The sequence below is a fragment of the Corynebacterium durum genome (genome assembly GCF_030408675.1).
Lineage (GTDB): Bacteria > Actinomycetota > Actinomycetes > Mycobacteriales > Mycobacteriaceae > Corynebacterium > Corynebacterium durum.
In genome coordinates this window covers 2,747,286-2,764,218 of the sequence record NZ_CP047200.1, presented here as the reverse complement: position 1 = coordinate 2,764,218, position 16,933 = coordinate 2,747,286, and the positions used below count along the sequence as shown (strand labels likewise).

General features: G+C 57.1%; 13 protein-coding genes. 3 read left to right on the top strand and 10 right to left on the bottom strand.

Annotated elements, in window-relative coordinates:
* Positions 1–112 precede the first annotated feature (112 nt).
* The 10 genes from trpA to CDUR_RS12745 form a co-directional block, all read right to left on the bottom strand.
* Positions 113–955, bottom strand: a complete 843-nt coding sequence (gene trpA, locus CDUR_RS12790) for a tryptophan synthase subunit alpha (protein ID WP_179418493.1) — start codon at positions 953–955, stop codon at positions 113–115.
* The gene (gene trpB / locus CDUR_RS12785) at positions 952–2,220 is read right to left on the bottom strand and encodes a tryptophan synthase subunit beta (RefSeq protein WP_179418492.1); all 1,269 of its coding nucleotides are present in this window, start codon (positions 2,218–2,220) and stop codon (positions 952–954) included. Before trpB (CDUR_RS12785) ends, trpA begins: the two co-directional genes overlap by 4 nt.
* Positions 2,213–3,631 (bottom strand): bifunctional indole-3-glycerol-phosphate synthase TrpC/phosphoribosylanthranilate isomerase TrpF, encoded by a 1,419-nt coding sequence (gene trpCF / locus CDUR_RS12780; RefSeq protein WP_179418491.1) that lies wholly within the window; start codon positions 3,629–3,631, stop codon positions 2,213–2,215. The genes trpB (CDUR_RS12785) and trpCF overlap by 8 nt, the downstream gene beginning before the upstream one ends.
* The gene (gene trpD, locus CDUR_RS12775; RefSeq protein ID WP_179418490.1) at positions 3,624–4,646 is read right to left on the bottom strand and encodes an anthranilate phosphoribosyltransferase; all 1,023 of its coding nucleotides are present in this window, start codon (positions 4,644–4,646) and stop codon (positions 3,624–3,626) included. The genes trpCF and trpD overlap by 8 nt, the downstream gene beginning before the upstream one ends.
* 2 nt (positions 4,647–4,648) lie before the next feature.
* On the bottom strand, positions 4,649–5,293 hold the full coding sequence (locus CDUR_RS12770) for an anthranilate synthase component II (protein ID WP_060996264.1): 645 nt from the start codon (positions 5,291–5,293) through the stop codon (positions 4,649–4,651).
* Positions 5,290–6,861: an anthranilate synthase component 1 gene (locus CDUR_RS12765; RefSeq protein ID WP_179418489.1), complete on the bottom strand. Its 1,572-nt coding sequence runs from the start codon at positions 6,859–6,861 to the stop codon at positions 5,290–5,292. Before CDUR_RS12765 ends, CDUR_RS12770 begins: the two co-directional genes overlap by 4 nt.
* Before the next feature lie 6 nt (positions 6,862–6,867).
* Positions 6,868–8,199, bottom strand: coding sequence for a tryptophan synthase subunit beta (trpB, locus tag CDUR_RS12760; protein ID WP_179418488.1), 1,332 nt, complete (start codon positions 8,197–8,199; stop codon positions 6,868–6,870).
* A 323-nt stretch (positions 8,200–8,522) separates the two neighbouring features.
* The gene (locus CDUR_RS12755; protein ID WP_179418487.1) at positions 8,523–10,439 is read right to left on the bottom strand and encodes a heavy metal translocating P-type ATPase; all 1,917 of its coding nucleotides are present in this window, start codon (positions 10,437–10,439) and stop codon (positions 8,523–8,525) included.
* Positions 10,440–10,499: 60 nt separating this feature from the next.
* Entirely contained in the window at positions 10,500–11,021 is a 522-nt protein-coding gene (locus CDUR_RS12750; RefSeq protein ID WP_179418486.1) for an NUDIX hydrolase, read from the bottom strand.
* Entirely contained in the window at positions 10,996–11,610 is a 615-nt protein-coding gene (locus CDUR_RS12745; protein ID WP_179418485.1) for an SdpI family protein, read from the bottom strand. Before CDUR_RS12745 ends, CDUR_RS12750 begins: the two co-directional genes overlap by 26 nt.
* Before the next feature lie 336 nt (positions 11,611–11,946).
* Here CDUR_RS12745 and CDUR_RS12740 point away from each other — a divergent pair, with 336 nt between their 5' ends.
* The 3 genes from CDUR_RS12740 (at position 11,947) to CDUR_RS12730 (ending at position 16,834) form a co-directional block, all read left to right on the top strand.
* Entirely contained in the window at positions 11,947–13,173 is a 1,227-nt protein-coding gene (locus tag CDUR_RS12740; RefSeq protein ID WP_179418484.1) for a dicarboxylate/amino acid:cation symporter, read from the top strand.
* Between the two features lie 95 nt (positions 13,174–13,268).
* The gene (locus CDUR_RS12735) at positions 13,269–13,469 is read left to right on the top strand and encodes a hypothetical protein (RefSeq protein ID WP_179418483.1); all 201 of its coding nucleotides are present in this window, start codon (positions 13,269–13,271) and stop codon (positions 13,467–13,469) included.
* A 209-nt stretch (positions 13,470–13,678) separates the two neighbouring features.
* Complete coding sequence (locus CDUR_RS12730; protein WP_179418482.1) at positions 13,679–16,834, top strand: vWA domain-containing protein; 3,156 nt, start codon at positions 13,679–13,681, stop codon at positions 16,832–16,834.
* Positions 16,835–16,933: the final 99 nt, after the last annotated feature.

The window sequence follows — 16,933 nt, the reverse complement described above, 5'->3', positions numbered from 1 at the left end:
ATATTGACAGTTGCTCTCTATGGCGCAATTGTCACAGTGACTGTGTGCTGGCATCCGGTTCATAGGCATAAAAAATGGCGATGTTTCACGTGAAACATCGCCACAAACGAGGCTATCGTCGCGTGGCCGCTTTCATGTTCGCTACAAACTCACGTAGCTCAGTTTTCAGCGCGTCAATGTCATCGACCGTGCGCCTCTCCCCCGGCGAATCGGAACAGTGTCGTGCAATCAGGGCTGTGACTGCAGAGCCTGAAATAGCCCCGGCGGCACCCGCCGCAACGGCATCCGCAACATGCGTAGGTGTGGAGATGCCAAAGCCAAGGAGGGGTGGAACACCGCCAAACCTCTTGAGATTGGCTACGACGTCAGCGAGTCCATCCGTAGAAGATTCCCACTCCGCACCGGTGACGCCCACGCGAGACACCGCGTAGATATATCCCCGCGAATGCCGGGCGACGCCCGCAAGTGTTTCCTCAGAGGCGTGTGGCGGGGCAATGAAAATCTGGTCCACACCCGCGGCCTCGGCGGCTGCAGCGAAGGGAGCCCCCTCACGGACAGGAACGTCAGGCAATAGGACGGAATCGGCACCGGCTTGGGCGACATCGGCGTAGAAACGCTCCATGCCGCGCGCAAAGGCAACATTGCCGTAGATGAGGAGTCCGATGGGTAGCTCAGGCCACGTGGAACGAATCCGTGCAACCAGAGAGAGTGCCTGATCAACGGTAACCCCCGCGTCCAGTGCACGGATGTGGGCTGCCTGAATCGTGGGGCCGTCGGCAACCGGATCGGAGAAGGGAATGCCGAGTTCCAGGGCGTCGGCACCGCCTTCAACGAGGCTGGTGATGATCTCAAAGGATGTGTCCAGGTCGGGGTCTCCCAACATGACGAAAGGCACGAACGCGCCCTCGTTAGCCTCGGTTAGGCGGGAAAACAGGTGATCGTAACGGCTGCTCATCGGTGGGTGTCCTTTACAACGTACTCGGGGTGCTCCGCCAAGGTGCGGCGAATGTGGTCAACGTCTTTGTCGCCTCTACCGGACAGAGACACCAGGATGGTGATGTGCTCCCCCGCTTCCTCAGCGAGCGCAGCCCGTTTCAGCGCGTATGCCAGTGCGTGGCTGGACTCTAGCGCGGGGATAATTCCTTCGTGCCTGCTGAGCAGCTGGAAAGCTTCAAGTGCCTCCGCATCGGTGATGCCCACGTACTGCGCGCGCCCGGTTGCGTGCAGGTGGGCGTGCTGAGGACCGACGCCCGGATAGTCCAGACCAGCGGAAATGGAATAGGATTCCTCGACTTGGCCGTCGGAGGTGCGCATCAGGTAGGACCTGGCACCGTGAAGGATGCCGATGTGCCCCTCGTAAATGGGAGCGCCGTGCTTGCCGGAGTCAAGCCCCTCCCCTGCTGGCTCGACACCAACAAGCTCAACGGAAGGTTCGTCGATGAACTCGGCGAACATACCGATGGCATTGGACCCACCACCAACGCAGGCGGTAACCACATCGGGCAGTCCGCCGGTGCGTTCTAGCATTTGCGCTTTGGCTTCTTCGGAAATGACGCGATGAAATTCGCGCACGATGGTGGGAAATGGGTGTGGACCAGCTGCGGTTCCCAGGAGGTAATGGGATTCGTGAAAAGTGGCGGTCCAGTCACGCAGCGCTTCATTAACGGCGTCTTTGAGGGTTCCTGACCCGGAGTTTACGGGAATCACCCGTGCCCCCATCAGCTCCATGCGGTACACGTTGGGTTGTTGCCTAGCGACGTCCTCGGTGCCCATGTAGATCACGCAGTCCAAGCCCAACAGTGCGCAGGCGAGGGCGGTTGCGGTTCCGTGCTGACCGGCACCGGTTTCCGCAATGATGCGCGTCTTGCCCATGCGTTTTGCTAGCAGTGCCTGCCCGAGTACCTGGTTTGTTTTGTGCGCTCCTCCGTGAACGAGGTCTTCACGCTTTAAGAAGATACGAGCGTATCCCTTGCCTTTGCCGGGCAGCGGAAGGTTGGAGCATTCGGTGAGCGGGGTAGGTCGCCCCAGGTAGTCACGGAGGTATCCAGCGAGTTCTTCGCGGAAGCTTGGGTCGTCCATGGCCTCGACAAAGGCGCGTTCCAGCTGGTCGAGTGCCGGGATAAGGAGTTCGGGGACGTACTGCCCACCGAATTCCCCGAAGTAGGCTGGCAGGAGTGTGTGTCCGCCGTTGTGATCAATGGCGTGGGACTGTTCAGGCATGATGCTCTCCGATTTGTTGAAACACATCCATGATGGCTGCGGGATTTTTGCGGTAGGCGTAGGGGTTGTCTGCGTCGGCTGGATACTCGACACCGGAGTTGAGATCCAGACCTGCACAGCCGACGGCCAGCGCTGCGCACGCATTGGTGGGGCCGATGCCGCCGGCAAGAAGGCTCGTGCTTGTCACCTCGTCGGGAATGAGGCTCCAGTCGAATGGTTTTCCCGTCCCACCGTCACCGGCATCAAGAACCAGGCGATCCACCAGCGGAAACAGCTCTAGGGCCACTGAAACGCTCTGTGGCGAGCTCATGGACACCGCACGCCATACACCCACCCCTTCGGGAATTTCGGCACGCACAGAAGCTATGAGCGCCTTTTCTTGGTCGATGGTGTCTTGAAGTGGGGCATGGATTTGCACGACCGTAATTCCTGGGAGGCATAGTTCTGCGTATCCAGATGTCCGTCGACTTACCGCCACATACTTCAGTCCCGGTTCCCCCGCCATGATTTCTTTCGATGTTTCACGTGAAACATCGCGCGGAGACGCGTCCTCAAAGATGAGGCCCCCGTACACGGCACCGGCAGCGCGTGCGGTTTGAGCGGCCGCTGGACTCCGCAGCCCGCATACTTTGTTGTGCCCGTAGACGAGCTCGCGGCACGCCAAGTCAACGTCTGGTCGCGAGGTTAGCTGTGATCCAACTAGGAAACCGTTCACCATTCCGCCCAGCATGCGTACGGTGGCGTGATCGCGGATTCCTGATTCGGCAATCAGGGCAACATCTTCAGGAACCAGCGGTGCTAACTCGGCAGTACGGCTCAGATCAATGGACAGATCGTGCAGGTTTCGGTGGTTAATCCCGATAATGCGCGCCCCCAGACGCAGCGCTCGGTGCACCTCCTCGGCATCGATGGCCTCGGTCAAGACGTCCATGCCCAGGCGAGCGGCTTCTGCAGACAACGCGGAATACTCCTCATCGTCCAGGACGGACAGCATCAGCAGCACCGCATCAGCGCCGAAGTAGCGTGCGGCGTGGATCTGCACGGTGTCGATAATAAAGTCCTTGCACAGCACCGGAAGATGCGTGCTTGCGGCGACGGTCGCTAGATGGTCGTAGTCCCCGCCGAAGCGGTCTGGCTCGCACAGCACTGAAATGCCCGCAGCGTATCGCGAGTATATGCGGGCGATGTCGCCCGGATGGTAGTCGGCGCGAATGAGGCCCAGCGATGGCGAGGCGGATTTGCACTCCATAATGAAACGCCCCTCTCCCCTACTGCCCAAAGAGTCGTACAGACTGCGTGTCGACGCCGCGAGAGTCGCCGGATCCACGTGGGCTATCCGTCGCTGGATGTCAGCGAGGTGCCCCCGCCGCGCCGTCACGATGGACTCCAAAACGGTCGGCATGTCACCCATAGTTGGCCTCCTCGTGGGTTGCAAGCCATTTCGTCACAGTGCCGTCATTCATGAGGGCTTGGGCTAGGGCTGTTCCTTCAGCAAAATCGTCCACGCGACCATGCAGATAGAACATCGCTGCGGCATTGACGGCAAGGGCATCGCGGTGCGCCTCCGAACCGGAACCGGCGAACGCGGCACGCAGCAAGGCAGCGTTGTCGGCCCCATCACCGCCCCGGAGCGCCGATAATGGATGCTCCGACACACCAAGATCAGCGGGCGTAACCTGGTAGCTTGTGATCGCACCGTCGCGTAGCTCCCACACCTGAGTGGGACCGTGCACGGCAAACTCGTCAGTCCCCGATCCATGAACGACAAGAGCGCGTTCCCGGCCTAGTTCTTTCATCACCTGGATCAGCGGCTCTCCCAGGCTAGGACGGTTCACACCCATGACTTGCAACGCCGGACGGGCTGGGCTGAGCAGCGGACCGAGAATATTAAACAACGTCGGAACCTTTAGTGCCTTACGCACAGGCATGACATGGGCAATCGCTGGATGGTAGGCGGGCGCAAACAGGAACGTAAAATTCGATACCCGGACTTGCCTCTCCGCACGATCCACATCAAGATCAAGTGGAATGTTGAGGGCTTCTAACACGTCGGCGGACCCAGATTTGGAGCTCACCGAACGGTTGCCGTGTTTGACCACCATGCAGCCTCCCGCTGCTGTGATTAACGACGCCCCGGTGGAAATGTTGATGGTATTCGCTCCATCGCCGCCGGTCCCCGCTGTATCCAGCACACCGTGTCCAGTGATGGGAAAAGGACGGGCGGCTTTGAGAAATGCCTGCGCAGCGCCCGTAATGTCGGCTGCTGTTTCTCCGCGGGTGCGAATAGTCGCCAAAAGCGCGGCGATGTGGACATCATCGTAATCGCCCACAGTAAGCGGCATAAACACATCGTGGGCCTCCTCCACGGTGGGATGAGGATTATCCAAATAGGCGCGAAGCCTGTCCAAAGTTTGTTCGTCCGACATGGTTACTTCTCCTTCGCAGATGCGGATAGCAGCAGTTCAAGACTGCGATTCAGAATATGTGGTCCCGAGGGGCTGAGTACTGATTCCGGATGAAACTGCAGCCCAAGCGCCAGATTATCGCGGGTCAGGGCCGCCATAGTCACCTCGCCCGCGTCAGATTGGCAGTTGCCAAGGCTGACGAATTCCTTGGGCACATCAACGCACCCCAGCGAGTGATAGCGTGCGACGGGTACCCTGCGACCGGAGTTTTGGGTATCGCCATCGGGAACATCAACAGTTAGTCCAGCAAAAAGGGGGCTGGCCGCGCCCTCGTCAGTGAGTGTCATGATGTCGGTGACACCGTGCATTGGTCCACAAGGAGCCACAACGCCACCGAAATGCTCTAAGAGCGCCTGGAAACCGAGGCAGATGCCAAGGATGGGCACAGTGCCTATCGCGGTGTCGATAAGCTGCATCATGTGCCCAGCATCGCGTGGGTGCCCAGGTCCGGGGGAAAGACAGATGACATCTGGGTTCGCCGCCATAACGTGCTCAGGGGGCACCGTGTTGCGGAACACGGTGCAACGAACACCGGCGACAGCGAATGCATCGACGAGGTTGTAGACAAAGGAATCGTGGTTATCAATCAAAACGACGTGTGTACTCATCGCTGGACCTCCAATCGTGCACCCGCAGCCGTGGCGATGGCATGCAGGACGGCATATGCCTTGTGCAGGGATTCATCGGCTTCGGACTGCGGTTGCGAATCACGCACTACGCCCGCGCCAGCTTGAACTATGGCTACTCCCTTGGACACAAAGGCCGAGCGGATAACAATGCACGTGTCCATGTCTCCGTTTCCGCGTAGATAGCCGACCGCTCCCCCATAGGAACCGCGACGCGTGCCCTCTGACTCTCGCAGCAGCTCCGTCGCGCGGATTTTAGGCGCACCCGTCAGGGTTCCCATGTTCATGCAGGCGCGGTACGCGTCCAAAGCGTCCAGATCGGGCGCTAGTTCGGCGCTCACGCGACTGACCAGGTGCATGACACGTGAGTACCGGTCCACCTGCAGAAGCTCCTCCACGCGCCGCGTGGCGGGAACGGCCACTCTCGCCAGATCGTTGCGCGCGAGGTCCACCAACATGGTGTGTTCCGAAATTTCCTTGGCGTCCGTGCGAAGTTCCAGTTCTGCGCGAATATCCAGTTCATGGTTCACGCTGCCGTCGGGGTCTAAGCCGCGTGGCCGCGTTCCGGCGATGGGATACAGCTCCACAATCCGGGTGTCGGCGGTGAACTTCAGGTTTGACTCTGGCGACGCCCCAAAAAGTTCGTAGGTCTCCCCCGCCGACTGTCCGCGAACGTAGAACATATAGGGGCTCGGGTTATGCTCCTTGAGCTGCTGGTACGCGGCAAAAGCATCGGGACATGGCATGGTGAAGCTGCGCGCGGGCACAACCTGATAGATGTCTCCGTTGTGGATATGCGCCTGGAGGTTTGTGACCATCGCTCGGTAATCGGCGTCGGGAATGCTCGCTGTGGCGACGATGGTTTCACGTGAAACCATCGATTTTTCCGGCTGAGTCTCATAATCGTTGCACAACGCAGCCAGACGATCCAGCTCGGCATCAAGCTTGTCGACACCGGTCCCATCTGCAACAACTCCTGCGAGTAGCGCACTCTGTGCTTGGTGATCAATGCTGAGCACAACTTCCGCGAGCAAGAACTGATAGTCGGGATACGTATTGCCCGAGTCCTCAACGCTAGGAAGATCCTCGAAGCTAGCCAAATGGTCAAACGCGATACCGCCCGCCAAAAAAGGAAGTGAGGCATCCTCAGTGAGGTAACCAGCATCGGTCTGGAGTCGACGCAGCGGTTCGACGGAACTCAGCGCTGTGAGTCGTTCGCGCTCGTCTACTGCGGTGGACACTGGAAAATGAAAGACGGTTTCTTCTGATGTTTCACGTGAAACATCAGAAGAAAGCTGTTCCGCGAGGCGCTGTACAATCGCCACGCCCGATGGTGTTAGTGGTTCGGCGGTGACATCGTTATGGTTGCACGTGACGCGAACCGAACCGCGCAACACCATGACCGAATGCAGGCCCTCTTTTGAGGCAATATCGGCGCTTTCAAGAAGCACTGCGTCGTCTGCGACTGTGCCGCCTAAGTGAGCAAACAAGCGTGCTGCGTTTTCGTGATAGCGCACAGCACGCGTACGAACATGTGGTGAAAAAGTCATAGGCCTCTAACCCTCAACTGTGTCGTCGGAATCGGTTCGTGAAAGCTCGGCGATCACATCGGCAACGTGAAGATCTTGTACCGGATGCTCCATAGGGTCGGTGGCTGCAAGATCGCCGAGCAAGGCACGAACATAGTTGACATCCTTATCGCCACGACCGGACAAGTTCACCAGGATGGTGGTCTCCTCGCCCGTTTCCTCCGCAATGTCTGCAAGTTTGAGTGCGTAGGCCAGCGCATGGCTTGATTCTAGGGCGGGAATGATGCCTTCGTGGCGGCTCAGCAGGCGGAACGCTTGCAGCGCTTCAGTGTCAGTGATGCCGACATATTGAGCCCGTCCCGATTCAAGAAGATAGGCATGCTCTGGACCCACACCCGGATAATCAAGTCCGGCTGATACCGAATGGGAATGCAACACCTCATCCCCCTCCCCCAGCATGACATAGGAGCGCGAACCATGCAGGATACCCGCCCGACCCCGATTAAGTGGGGCACCATGTTTGCCTGAATCAAGCCCCTCACCTGCTGGTTCTACGCCAACAAGCTTCACCTCGGAGTTTCCGGGCTTATCGGTCAAGTAGTCGGCGAATGCGCCGATGGCGTTGGAACCGCCGCCCACGCACGCCACCACGACGTCGGGAAGCGCACCGGTTCGTTCCATCATCTGCTCGCGTGATTCCCGCGAGATGACGGCCTGGAATTCTTTCACCAGCGTCGGGAATGGGTGCGGTCCGGCAGCCGTGCCTAGGAGGTAGTGCGTGTCTTTGTAGCTGTTTACCCAGTCCATGAGCGCTACGTCAATGGCGTTTTCAAGGCCGTTACCGTTTGCTTCTTCCACCGGGACAACCTCGGCCCCCATGAGCCGCATGCGATATACATTGGGTTGCTGCCTAGCGACGTCCCGAGCGCCCATGTAGATGGTGCATTTCATGCCAAACAAGGCAGCCACCATGGCTGTGGCTGTCCCATGCTGTCCAGCGCCGGTTTCTGCAATCAGCCTGGTTTTCCCCAGACGTTTGGCAAGAAGTGCTTGGGCGATAACCTGGTTGCCTTTGTGTGCACCGCCGTGCACTAGGTCTTCGCGCTTGAGGAAGATGCGTGCTTTTCCCTTACCGTGGCCTTCTAGGGGCAGGTTGGCACATTCGGTGATGGGCGTGGGCCTTCCCAGATAGTCCACGTAAAGATTGACGAGTTCTTCCGCGAATGTCGGGTCATTTATGGCATCGACATACGCTTGCTCTAGTTCATCCAGGACCGGATACAACATGTCTGGGACGTACTGTCCACCGAATTCGCCAAAGTAGGCGTTGAGGAGAGTGTCGCGGTGCGGATGAGACATCTAAGGGCCTTTCGTAGGAGGGTGGTTACACGCTTTCCTCTGAGGCGGGCCTTGATTGTCTGTAGATAAAACAATGGCCCGGACGCCTAGAAGAGAAGCGTGCGAGCCATGGGCTGAGGGGTTGTGAGTGCTGCTATTGTGGCTCGCTTACTCAGCGCGCCACCACCATGAGGTGCCAAGGAACAGACAAGCATTCGACATGTCTTTAAGAGTAGCACTCTCCTGCCTGTGTCACATAATTTTATGCGCTCTGTTTTATCGTCACAAGTGACGTAATTGATAATGTAACGACGTAGCGCATTCACGTAATGCTGAGTTGCTTTTTAAAGCAACATTTGCGAGCGTCGCCTCAATCCTGCGCGCAGACCGTTAGCTATGATAGCTACTTCCGCGACTTCATGGATGAACACCACCTCCGCAAGACCAAGTACCCCGCAGAGGGCAAGCGGGGGCAAAGCAACAATAATCGCCAGCGCTAACCCGATATTCACATTCATGATGCGCCGCGCAGCTCTCGCGTGGGCCATAGCCCGTGGAAGGAGCCGCAGATCGGTTCCGGTGAGCGCGACATCAGCTGAAGCCATCGCGGCGTCGGTACCTGTGGCGCCCATGGCAATGCCGACCGTTGCGGCGGCGAGTGCCGGGGCGTCGTTAATCCCGTCCCCTACCATGGCCCAGCGTCCATCAACGAACTGTGCCTTATCCTCTGGCAGAAGTTCAGCGTGAACCTCGTCGATTCCGACGGTGGTGGCAAGCGCTTTCCCCGCGTGCTTGTTGTCGCCAGTGAGCATCGCGGTGCGGATACCCATCGTGTGTAGTTCTTCAATCGCCCGAGCTGAAGATTCCCGCGCGGGATCGCCGATGCCCACAAGCCCTTTTACGGTGTCATCTTCGGCCACGACGACGACCGTGGCACCAGTTTGTTCAAGGTCGTGTGTTGTGTGCGCCCATTTTTCTTGAAGAAATGTGCAGGAACGGGGACTTTGGATTGTTATTGTTCTGGATTGCCCAGCTGAGTCAATAACCTCGGCTTTAATGCCTTGACCTGGGGTTTCGACGATGTTATGGGTTTCTAATAGCGGGCCTTCGTGCGCGGCAACGATGGCCTGCGCCAAGGGATGTAGGCTGTGTTGTTCCACTGATGCGGCTAAGGCCACTGTGTCGGGGTCGCCAATAACGGTGGTGACCGTGGGGCGATTCGCGGTCAATGTACCGGTTTTATCAAAAGCCAGCCGATCAATAGCTCCTAAACGTTCAAAAGCGGAGCCCGAGGTGATGATCACGCCCCAGCGTGTAGCCGCTCCGATGGCAGAAATTACGGTTACAGGGACGGCAATGGCGATAGCGCAGGGAGATGCCGCGACAAGAACGATCAGCGCGCGAGTGATCCATGTGGCAGGATCGCCTAGAAACGAACCAATGACACCAACAAGAAGTGACAGGACCAGCACGCCTGGAATGAGGGGGCGGGCGATACGGTCAGCCAGTCGTGCGCGTTCGCCCTGCTTGTTCTGTGCGTCTTCGACGAGGCGAACGATGGTGGTGATGGAATTATCGGTCCCTGGGCTGGTTGCTGTGATCTCGATGGGCGCGGCAAGGTTAATGCTCCCAGCGTGCACCTCATCACCTTCTGCAACGTCGCGCGGGAGGGATTCTCCAGTGATGGCAGCGGTATCAAGTGACGATGTTCCACGTGAAACATTGCCATCAGTGGGGGCGGCATCACCTGCCCGAAGCACAATCACATCCCCAGGAACGATGTCTGCTGATGTGATCTCCACTGTCTCCGCGCCTCGCCGAACTGTCGCCGTGGAGGGGATTAGTTCGTAGAGTGAACGCAAACTACTCCGTGCCTGGGCGAATGCCCGGTCTTCCAAGGTTTCCGCAATGGAAAACAGGAATGCTAGCGCTGCTGCTTCGGCGGTGTATCCGAGTAACACCGCGCCAATTGCGCTGATGGTCATAAGTAGGCCGATGCTCAAGCGTTGGCGGAGGCGACGTCCAGGCAGGACCAATCGCTTGAGTGCATCCGGTACAAAAGTGATGCCACCAGCAACGAGAGAGGCCCAGAAGAAGAGTTGGTGAACTGTCCCAGGCACCCGGCCCTCGGTGATCACGCCCAACACTAATAACAGCCCGGACAGGATGGGAAGGATGAGGGCGTTATCCCAGAATTGGTACCTAGCACCGTGAGTGTTCTCGGCTGGTGTGGAAGTGGTGCAACCGCATGCGTCGGACATGAAACATCATCAGCTTTCTCTGCAATGCCAGCGAGTTGCATTATAGCGCAACTCTTTCTCCTAGGTTGACGCTGGTCCCCAGCCCGCCGGACTACGGGAAGTTCCTGTGCTTGCGATTGTAATTAAATGCTCAAAACGCGGCTTCATGGCCGGCAGCTCGTCAACATGAAACCAACCGACTGCGACGCTCTCATCGTCGGCAACATGAGGAATAGACGATGTGCCGGGGACTACCGAACAGGCAAATGCGGTGTCCATGTAACTGGCAACGTCTCCATTGATATAGGTCAACGCGTCGATGGCTTGCACCCACAGCAGGCGGTCCACCTGAATCTGCAGCCCCGTTTCTTCCAAAGCTTCCCGCATGATAGCTGTGTCAGGCTGCTCGCTAGGCTCGCAGATGCCGGTTACAGGTGTCCAGTGGTGGTTATCACTGCGCTGCACCAGCAGGACTTCCTGCGCAGTCCCCTCCCCTCCCCCACCGTCACCGCTGCGGAGTATTACCCCTGTCACCCCGGGCAGCCATAGCTCGTCGTGTCCGATTTTCTTTCTCAGGTTAAGGATGAACTGTGGTGTTCCCATGCTGACGATCATCGCCTTTCGCAGCGGCCTTACGTACGGCATCTAAGTCTACGCTGCCAAAGGACTCACCTGCTGCGAAGGCATCGGAGCCGCCTTCACACGCCCCGTTGAGTGAACAGGAACCACAGCCGCCGCTCACGCCGCAATCCACGCTGGGGTCATGGGCATCGGAGGCAGCTGTGGAGGACGCCGATGCGTCGGAAGCCCCTGAAGAGCAGCAATCGCAGCCGGAATCGGAGGCTGCTTCGGCAGTGGCGCGGGCGTCGATAAGCGCGACGGCATGTGCGCCCATGCCGGCACCCATGCCCAAAAGCGCGAGGGAGCCGACAACAGCGAGTGCGACGACCAGCCACATCCACCCGCTAGCACCGAACGAAAGTATGCCGCCAAGGGCGAGGACGACGCCGCTGACTGTCCAGAGCGGTCCGGCGATGCGGTGTGCGGTGTCCCACAGTTCCTTGGTTTTACGGACTTCCGGTACACGAATGCCTATCACGCCGTTTCCTGGCAATTTTCCAGCCCACCCCAGGCCGCCAACAATGATGAAGAGTGCGGCGAGAATCAACAGTAGCGTGGTCACGGCAATCATAAGCGCAAGTGTAGTCGGGTGGGGTGATGTTGCGAATTTATGGTCGAAAAATGCCAGGATATGCTTGCGCTTGACGACGTCTCGGTGGTCAATCCCTCAACCACAGCCACTGCTATTATCGGTCCCACCCCTGTCTGGTGGACATTCTTACCGAAAAACATGCCGCGACTGTTTTTCGCCCCCAACGCAGTAGTTTTAGACGATCCGGCAGTCGGAACACCCGTTGTTGTTAGGTATAGGCGTTCGTGACCAATGCTGAAAGCTGTTACCTTATAAACAGTTTATGCACCGTAGTGACCCCGGTCCCATCCGGGGTCCGAACCTAGGGAAGAACGTATGGATCTTCGACGACTCTCCTCCTCGCTGCTTTTTCGCATTGTCGTAGCAATTATCTCCGGCATCGTATGCAGCTTATTTTTCCCCGACTGGCTGGGGCGCGTTTTCGCCACCTTCAACGGTCTGTTCGGAAATTTCCTTGGATTTTTCATCCCCGTCTTGATTTTCGCCCTGATCACCCCGGCCATCGCCGGGATTGGTAAAGGCGCAGGAAAATGGCTGGCCATCACCACGGCCATCGCCTATGCTTCCACTATTTTCGCTGGACTCATGGCCTATCTTTCCGCATCCGCTCTCTACCCACGATTACTGGCAGGGCAAGGTATGGTCGCTGCGGCGGATGTGGAAAAAGGCGCCCTGAGCCCCTACTTCAAAATTGACATGGAACCACCCATGGGCGTGATGACGGCTCTTCTCCTTGCCTTTACTATTGGCGTGGCCATGACTGCTGTGCGCAGCGATACGCTCTTTGCAGGGGTGCGTGACCTGGAACGCGTGGTCATGCACGTCATCACCAAGTTTATTATCCCGCTTTTGCCGATCTTCATCTTCGGCATGTTCCTGTCCATGGGGATGAACGGAAACCTTCTGCAGATCCTAAGTGCTTTTGCCCGAGTGCTCGTGCTGGCGGTGGTGCTCACCATCGTGCTGCTGCTCATACAGTTCGTTATTGCAGGCAGTATCGCAGGTAAAAACCCCTTCGTGGCGCTGAAGAACATGCTGCCCGCCTATGTCACCGCGCTGGGTACCTCCTCCTCCGCCGCTACCATTCCCGTCACCTACGACTGTGCTAAGCGCAACAACGTCGCGCCGTCCGTCGCAGGCTTCACTGTTCCCCTCTGCGCCACCACGCACCTGGCCGGCTCCATGCTCAAGATTGGTCTCTTTGCTTTTGCGATCACGTACATGGCGGACATTGAGCTGACACCAGGCAAGGCCATCGGGTTCATCTTCATGCTGGGCATCACCATGGTCGCCGCGCCGGGCGTACCTGGTGGTGCGATTATGGCAGCTGTGGGCTTGCTGTCCTCCATGCTGGGATTTACGAACGACCAAGTGGGGCTCATGATTGCCGCGTACATCGCCATCGACTCTTTCGGCACGGCATGTAACGTGACCGGCGACGGCGCTATTGCCCTTGTGGTTAATAAACTTGCGAAGGGCCAGATCTCTCGTGCTGAGCTGGTCGATGTGCAAAGTAGCCGCGACGACATCATTGAGGAGTAGGACGCTGGCAATTTATTAGTGGCACCATAAAACTCTCAGGAAAACCTCATCTTGAATCTATGTTTTCAGGATGAGGTTTTTGTATGCTCTTGACCATGGTGGATGCTGACGGCACGGCATACCGACGATTCAGTAATTTTTCAAATTATAGCTCTGAACTGCGCATTTTGTATGCCAATGATGGGGGTAGCGCAGGTATCGAAAGTGATAATTATGACCTGCGCGTTTCTGGCTGTGGGGGTAAAGCCCAGCAAGATGTTTATATGTCAGCTTTGCAAAAAGAAAGAAAAGTATAAGACTGTAAGAGACGAAATTAAGAAAATTCCTATGTGATGCCGGGTCGCTGACATAGTGGATGTCAACGGGGTGGCTGCTTCCGCAGCCAGTTGCGATACCGCATAGGGGTAAACGGAATTGTAAAGAAAGGCGCATCACGGTGCGTGACCACAATCACCACAATCAGGGCAAGGGATGCCTGCGTAACACCAGGCAAACATGCCGCCGTGTGCTCTCTTCGGTATCCGCGCTTATTGCAGCTGCAACGCTTGTTGTGGGGACTACTACGCATCCAGTTGTTGCTGACGCAAGTCCTGCAGAGAAAGCGCCATACGATGCGTCAGCACCGCAAGTTCCCACTTCCCCCGACAGCAAGAAGGAACCGATTTCGCCCGCCAGTAACCCGGAAGCAGCCAAAGTAGCGTCACTCGTTGCCGAGACTGCCACGGACTTTGATGGGGCAAACACCTCGAAACAAGCCGATCCTCACGCTAAGGAAGCAGATAACTCCATTGCTAAGACCATCCGTGCCATTCCGCGATGTGGTTTGCGTACCGCACTGGTCTTTGACGTATCCCAATCCATTGGGCAGCAAGGACTCGCAGCCAGCAAAGAGGCGGGTAAAACCGTGGTGGACATCCTCTCTGGAACCTCCACAACGCTCAGCATCATGAACTTTGCCACTGAGGCACCTGGTGATGTCAACGCCGAGGTGATCAACGCGAAAATGGACTCCAACCAGGACGTCAACAACGCGAAACAAACCTTAGACAGGCTCACTCTACCCGGGGACCGTGATTACAGGCGAGGCGGAACCAACTGGAGTGATGCGCTCAAACGGCTATCAGAGGCAGCCGATAATGGTGAAAAGTACGACGTCGTGTACTTCATCACCGATGGTAGGCCAACTGCGCCATTTGGATGGGGTGTGGTCACCAATGACTATGACGTGATTTGGGCCCAATACTATGCAGAACAACTGCGCAGCAAAGGAACCTATGTGGTGGGCGTGGGTGTAGGATTCCGCGCTGACAGCAGCGATCGTGTGGAAATACACCCCAATCCCGAATACGGCCAGAGCATTGAAGGCGCAGCATGGGAAACCACGTACAAATACCGTCACCGTGAGAGCTATGCGGCAACCGTCGACTTCCCAGGTGTTGAGCGCGAATATTATAACGACTACGTTCTTTACGTGGCTAGCCAGCTGAAACTGCTGGAAACCATCAGCCAAGATCGCATTATCCTGCCCAACGGGTTTGAGCATCTTCGCGAGGAGTTGAGGAAATCCTTCGCAGGCTGTGGTGCCAAGTTGGTGATCAAAAAGGAACTTGTTGATGCAAACGGTAAGGTCTTGCACAACAGCAAAGACATTACTACCCCTGGTCTTTCTGGGGCGGGCTTCGAATTTACTTCCCAGTTGTACAAGACACGCCGAGGCGGTGTCGAAAAAGTACTGGGGCCGCAGGCAACAACCGATGATGACGGCATCGCAACGCTGACCATGCCAACCCTACGTGGGCGAGAGGGGTTTGAGCCGGGGACAATTGAGGTATCAGAAAATCTGCAGAATAAACCCGGGTGGAGCCTTTTCCTCAACGGTAAGCAGCGTAAAGCCGCAGTGTGTACGGCGAAAGACGTGCACGGGACGTCGAAAACCGTGGTTGATGGAGTGCCACCGGCGCGCATGGACAGCAACACCATCTATGTTGAGCAAAACCCCAGTGCCAACGGGCTGACTGTTCGCAACGCTAACCATCTGGACACCGTGGAGTGTACGTTCAAAAACGTTGTGCCCGCCGCTGACTTTGTGGTGAACAAAGAAAAAATAAGTGAACCGATTGCACTCACCGGTGAGAAGGATCAACGCATCACCGCAGAATACCGTGTGAAAGTTCGTAATAATGCCAGTCACCAGGCGCAACCTGGCGACATTCTCGAAGCGCCGCAAGCTTTCCCTGGCATGAACATAGCTGAAGTGCATGTTTCTGGTGAACTGGTCACGGAGCAGAACATGAGACTTGCTCAAGAAGGCAACTCGTGGCTGATCCCGCACGACAAGATGCAGCCTATCGGTGCTCACACCGAACGGTCCATGACGGTAGCGGTGACGTATGTGGCTACCGACCCTGACGCGACCGTCCGTAATGAAAAGGCACTGACGTGTCGCTCCAGTTCTAACCACGAGGGTGTTGGTTTGGTCAACACAGTGGCGCTGCGCAGCGACAAAGACCATCGTGACAAGTGGAAAAACGCCTGCGTTGACCTGAAGGCTCCCCACAATGCGGCGTTTACCCTCAGTAAGAAAGCCGTGTACAGCCCCGTGGTAGTCACTGGTGTGGCCAATCAGGAGTTAACCGCTACCTACGAAGTTGCTGTAAAAAACGATTCCGCATTTACTGCGACGCCGCAGGACATCGTCGAAGAACCCACCACCCTTTCCGGTATGAACGTGATCGGCATGGTTGTTTCTGGAGATCTGGTGACCAACCCCGCTGGGCTACGTAAAGAGAAGACAGGTTCCTGGCGTCTTGCGAAGGCTGACATGAAGAAGATCCAGCCACAGCAGACAGCAACGATGCGTGTAGAGGTTCGCTACCGCGTCGCCGATCCGAAAGCTACCCGTGACGTTCGTGACCACCATCAATGCGTTGATGGAAGCATGGATAAAGGGTTGGTTAACCAGGTGAAATTTGCTTCAGGCGATGCACGCAAAGATGTCAAGGGCGCTAAAGTCGCGACCGAGGAGAAAACCGCATCAGCCTGCGTCAGTGTGGCAATGCCGGAACTGACCGTAGATAAAGAGGTGTACACCCAGAAGGCATACACCAAGGAACAGGCGTACCCCCTCGCCCCGACCGCCAAGGAAGTGCAGTTCACCTACCGCTTCGGCACTGGTTCGTACCCGCTAGACACCATTGACATCAGCGATGTTGTCATGGATGTCAACACTGGTGCGCATACCGACCAGCACTTAACCCTTGGCACCCTGCAGTGCACCGGAGCCACAGTAATTCCTGGTTCTGGTACGCGTAACGACGCCCCGCGCCTCGCGGTGGACAAGAACCATCACGGTGAGATTGTGTGCCACACCACCGTCACTGATCCGAAGGCTATTCCAGCTACAGGTGCGTACACGCACACGCAGATCAACGCGCAGGCGTACTACACCGTACCCGCCTATCAAGCTACCGCGCCTGAGCAGGCACAACCGTTGACTGGAAGTGCCAGTGCGTGGGTGTTTAAGTTTCCCGCCATGGTTGGCGAAATGCCGCGGTCCGGTGGATTCGGGCACGGCGGGTACATCGGTGCCGGAATGTTCACGGTGCTCCTCGCTGCGGGTCTCGCGGGAATTGTCTTCAGACGACAACGCACAACTGAATAAGTAGTAATAAAACGCAACAAACGAAAGGTACGCATCATGAACGATCCGCGCCCTCGGTGCAACAGTGAATGAAACACCTGGCACCTACAAACAGTGAGC

Bases quoted from the DNA above. Each gene is read 5' to 3' on its own strand.
- trpB (WP_179418492.1), bottom strand. From the start codon at position 2,220: ATGCCTGAACAGTCCCACGCCATTGATCACAACGGCGGACACACACTC.
- CDUR_RS12765 (WP_179418489.1), bottom strand. From the start codon at position 6,861: ATGACTTTTTCACCACATGTTCGTACGCGTGCTGTGCGCTATCACGAA.
- trpB (WP_179418488.1), bottom strand. From the start codon at position 8,199: ATGTCTCATCCGCACCGCGACACTCTCCTCAACGCCTACTTTGGCGAA.
- trpA (WP_179418493.1), bottom strand. From the start codon at position 955: ATGAGCAGCCGTTACGATCACCTGTTTTCCCGCCTAACCGAGGCTAAC.
- CDUR_RS12750 (WP_179418486.1), bottom strand. From the start codon at position 11,021: ATGGGAACACCACAGTTCATCCTTAACCTGAGAAAGAAAATCGGACAC.
- trpCF (WP_179418491.1), bottom strand. From the start codon at position 3,631: ATGGGTGACATGCCGACCGTTTTGGAGTCCATCGTGACGGCGCGGCGG.
- CDUR_RS12745 (WP_179418485.1), bottom strand. From the start codon at position 11,610: ATGATTGCCGTGACCACGCTACTGTTGATTCTCGCCGCACTCTTCATC.
- CDUR_RS12770 (WP_060996264.1), bottom strand. From the start codon at position 5,293: ATGAGTACACACGTCGTTTTGATTGATAACCACGATTCCTTTGTCTAC.
- CDUR_RS12740 (WP_179418484.1), top strand. From the start codon at position 11,947: ATGGATCTTCGACGACTCTCCTCCTCGCTGCTTTTTCGCATTGTCGTA.
- trpD (WP_179418490.1), bottom strand. From the start codon at position 4,646: ATGTCGGACGAACAAACTTTGGACAGGCTTCGCGCCTATTTGGATAAT.
- CDUR_RS12755 (WP_179418487.1), bottom strand. From the start codon at position 10,439: ATGTCCGACGCATGCGGTTGCACCACTTCCACACCAGCCGAGAACACT.
- CDUR_RS12735 (WP_179418483.1), top strand. From the start codon at position 13,269: ATGGTGGATGCTGACGGCACGGCATACCGACGATTCAGTAATTTTTCA.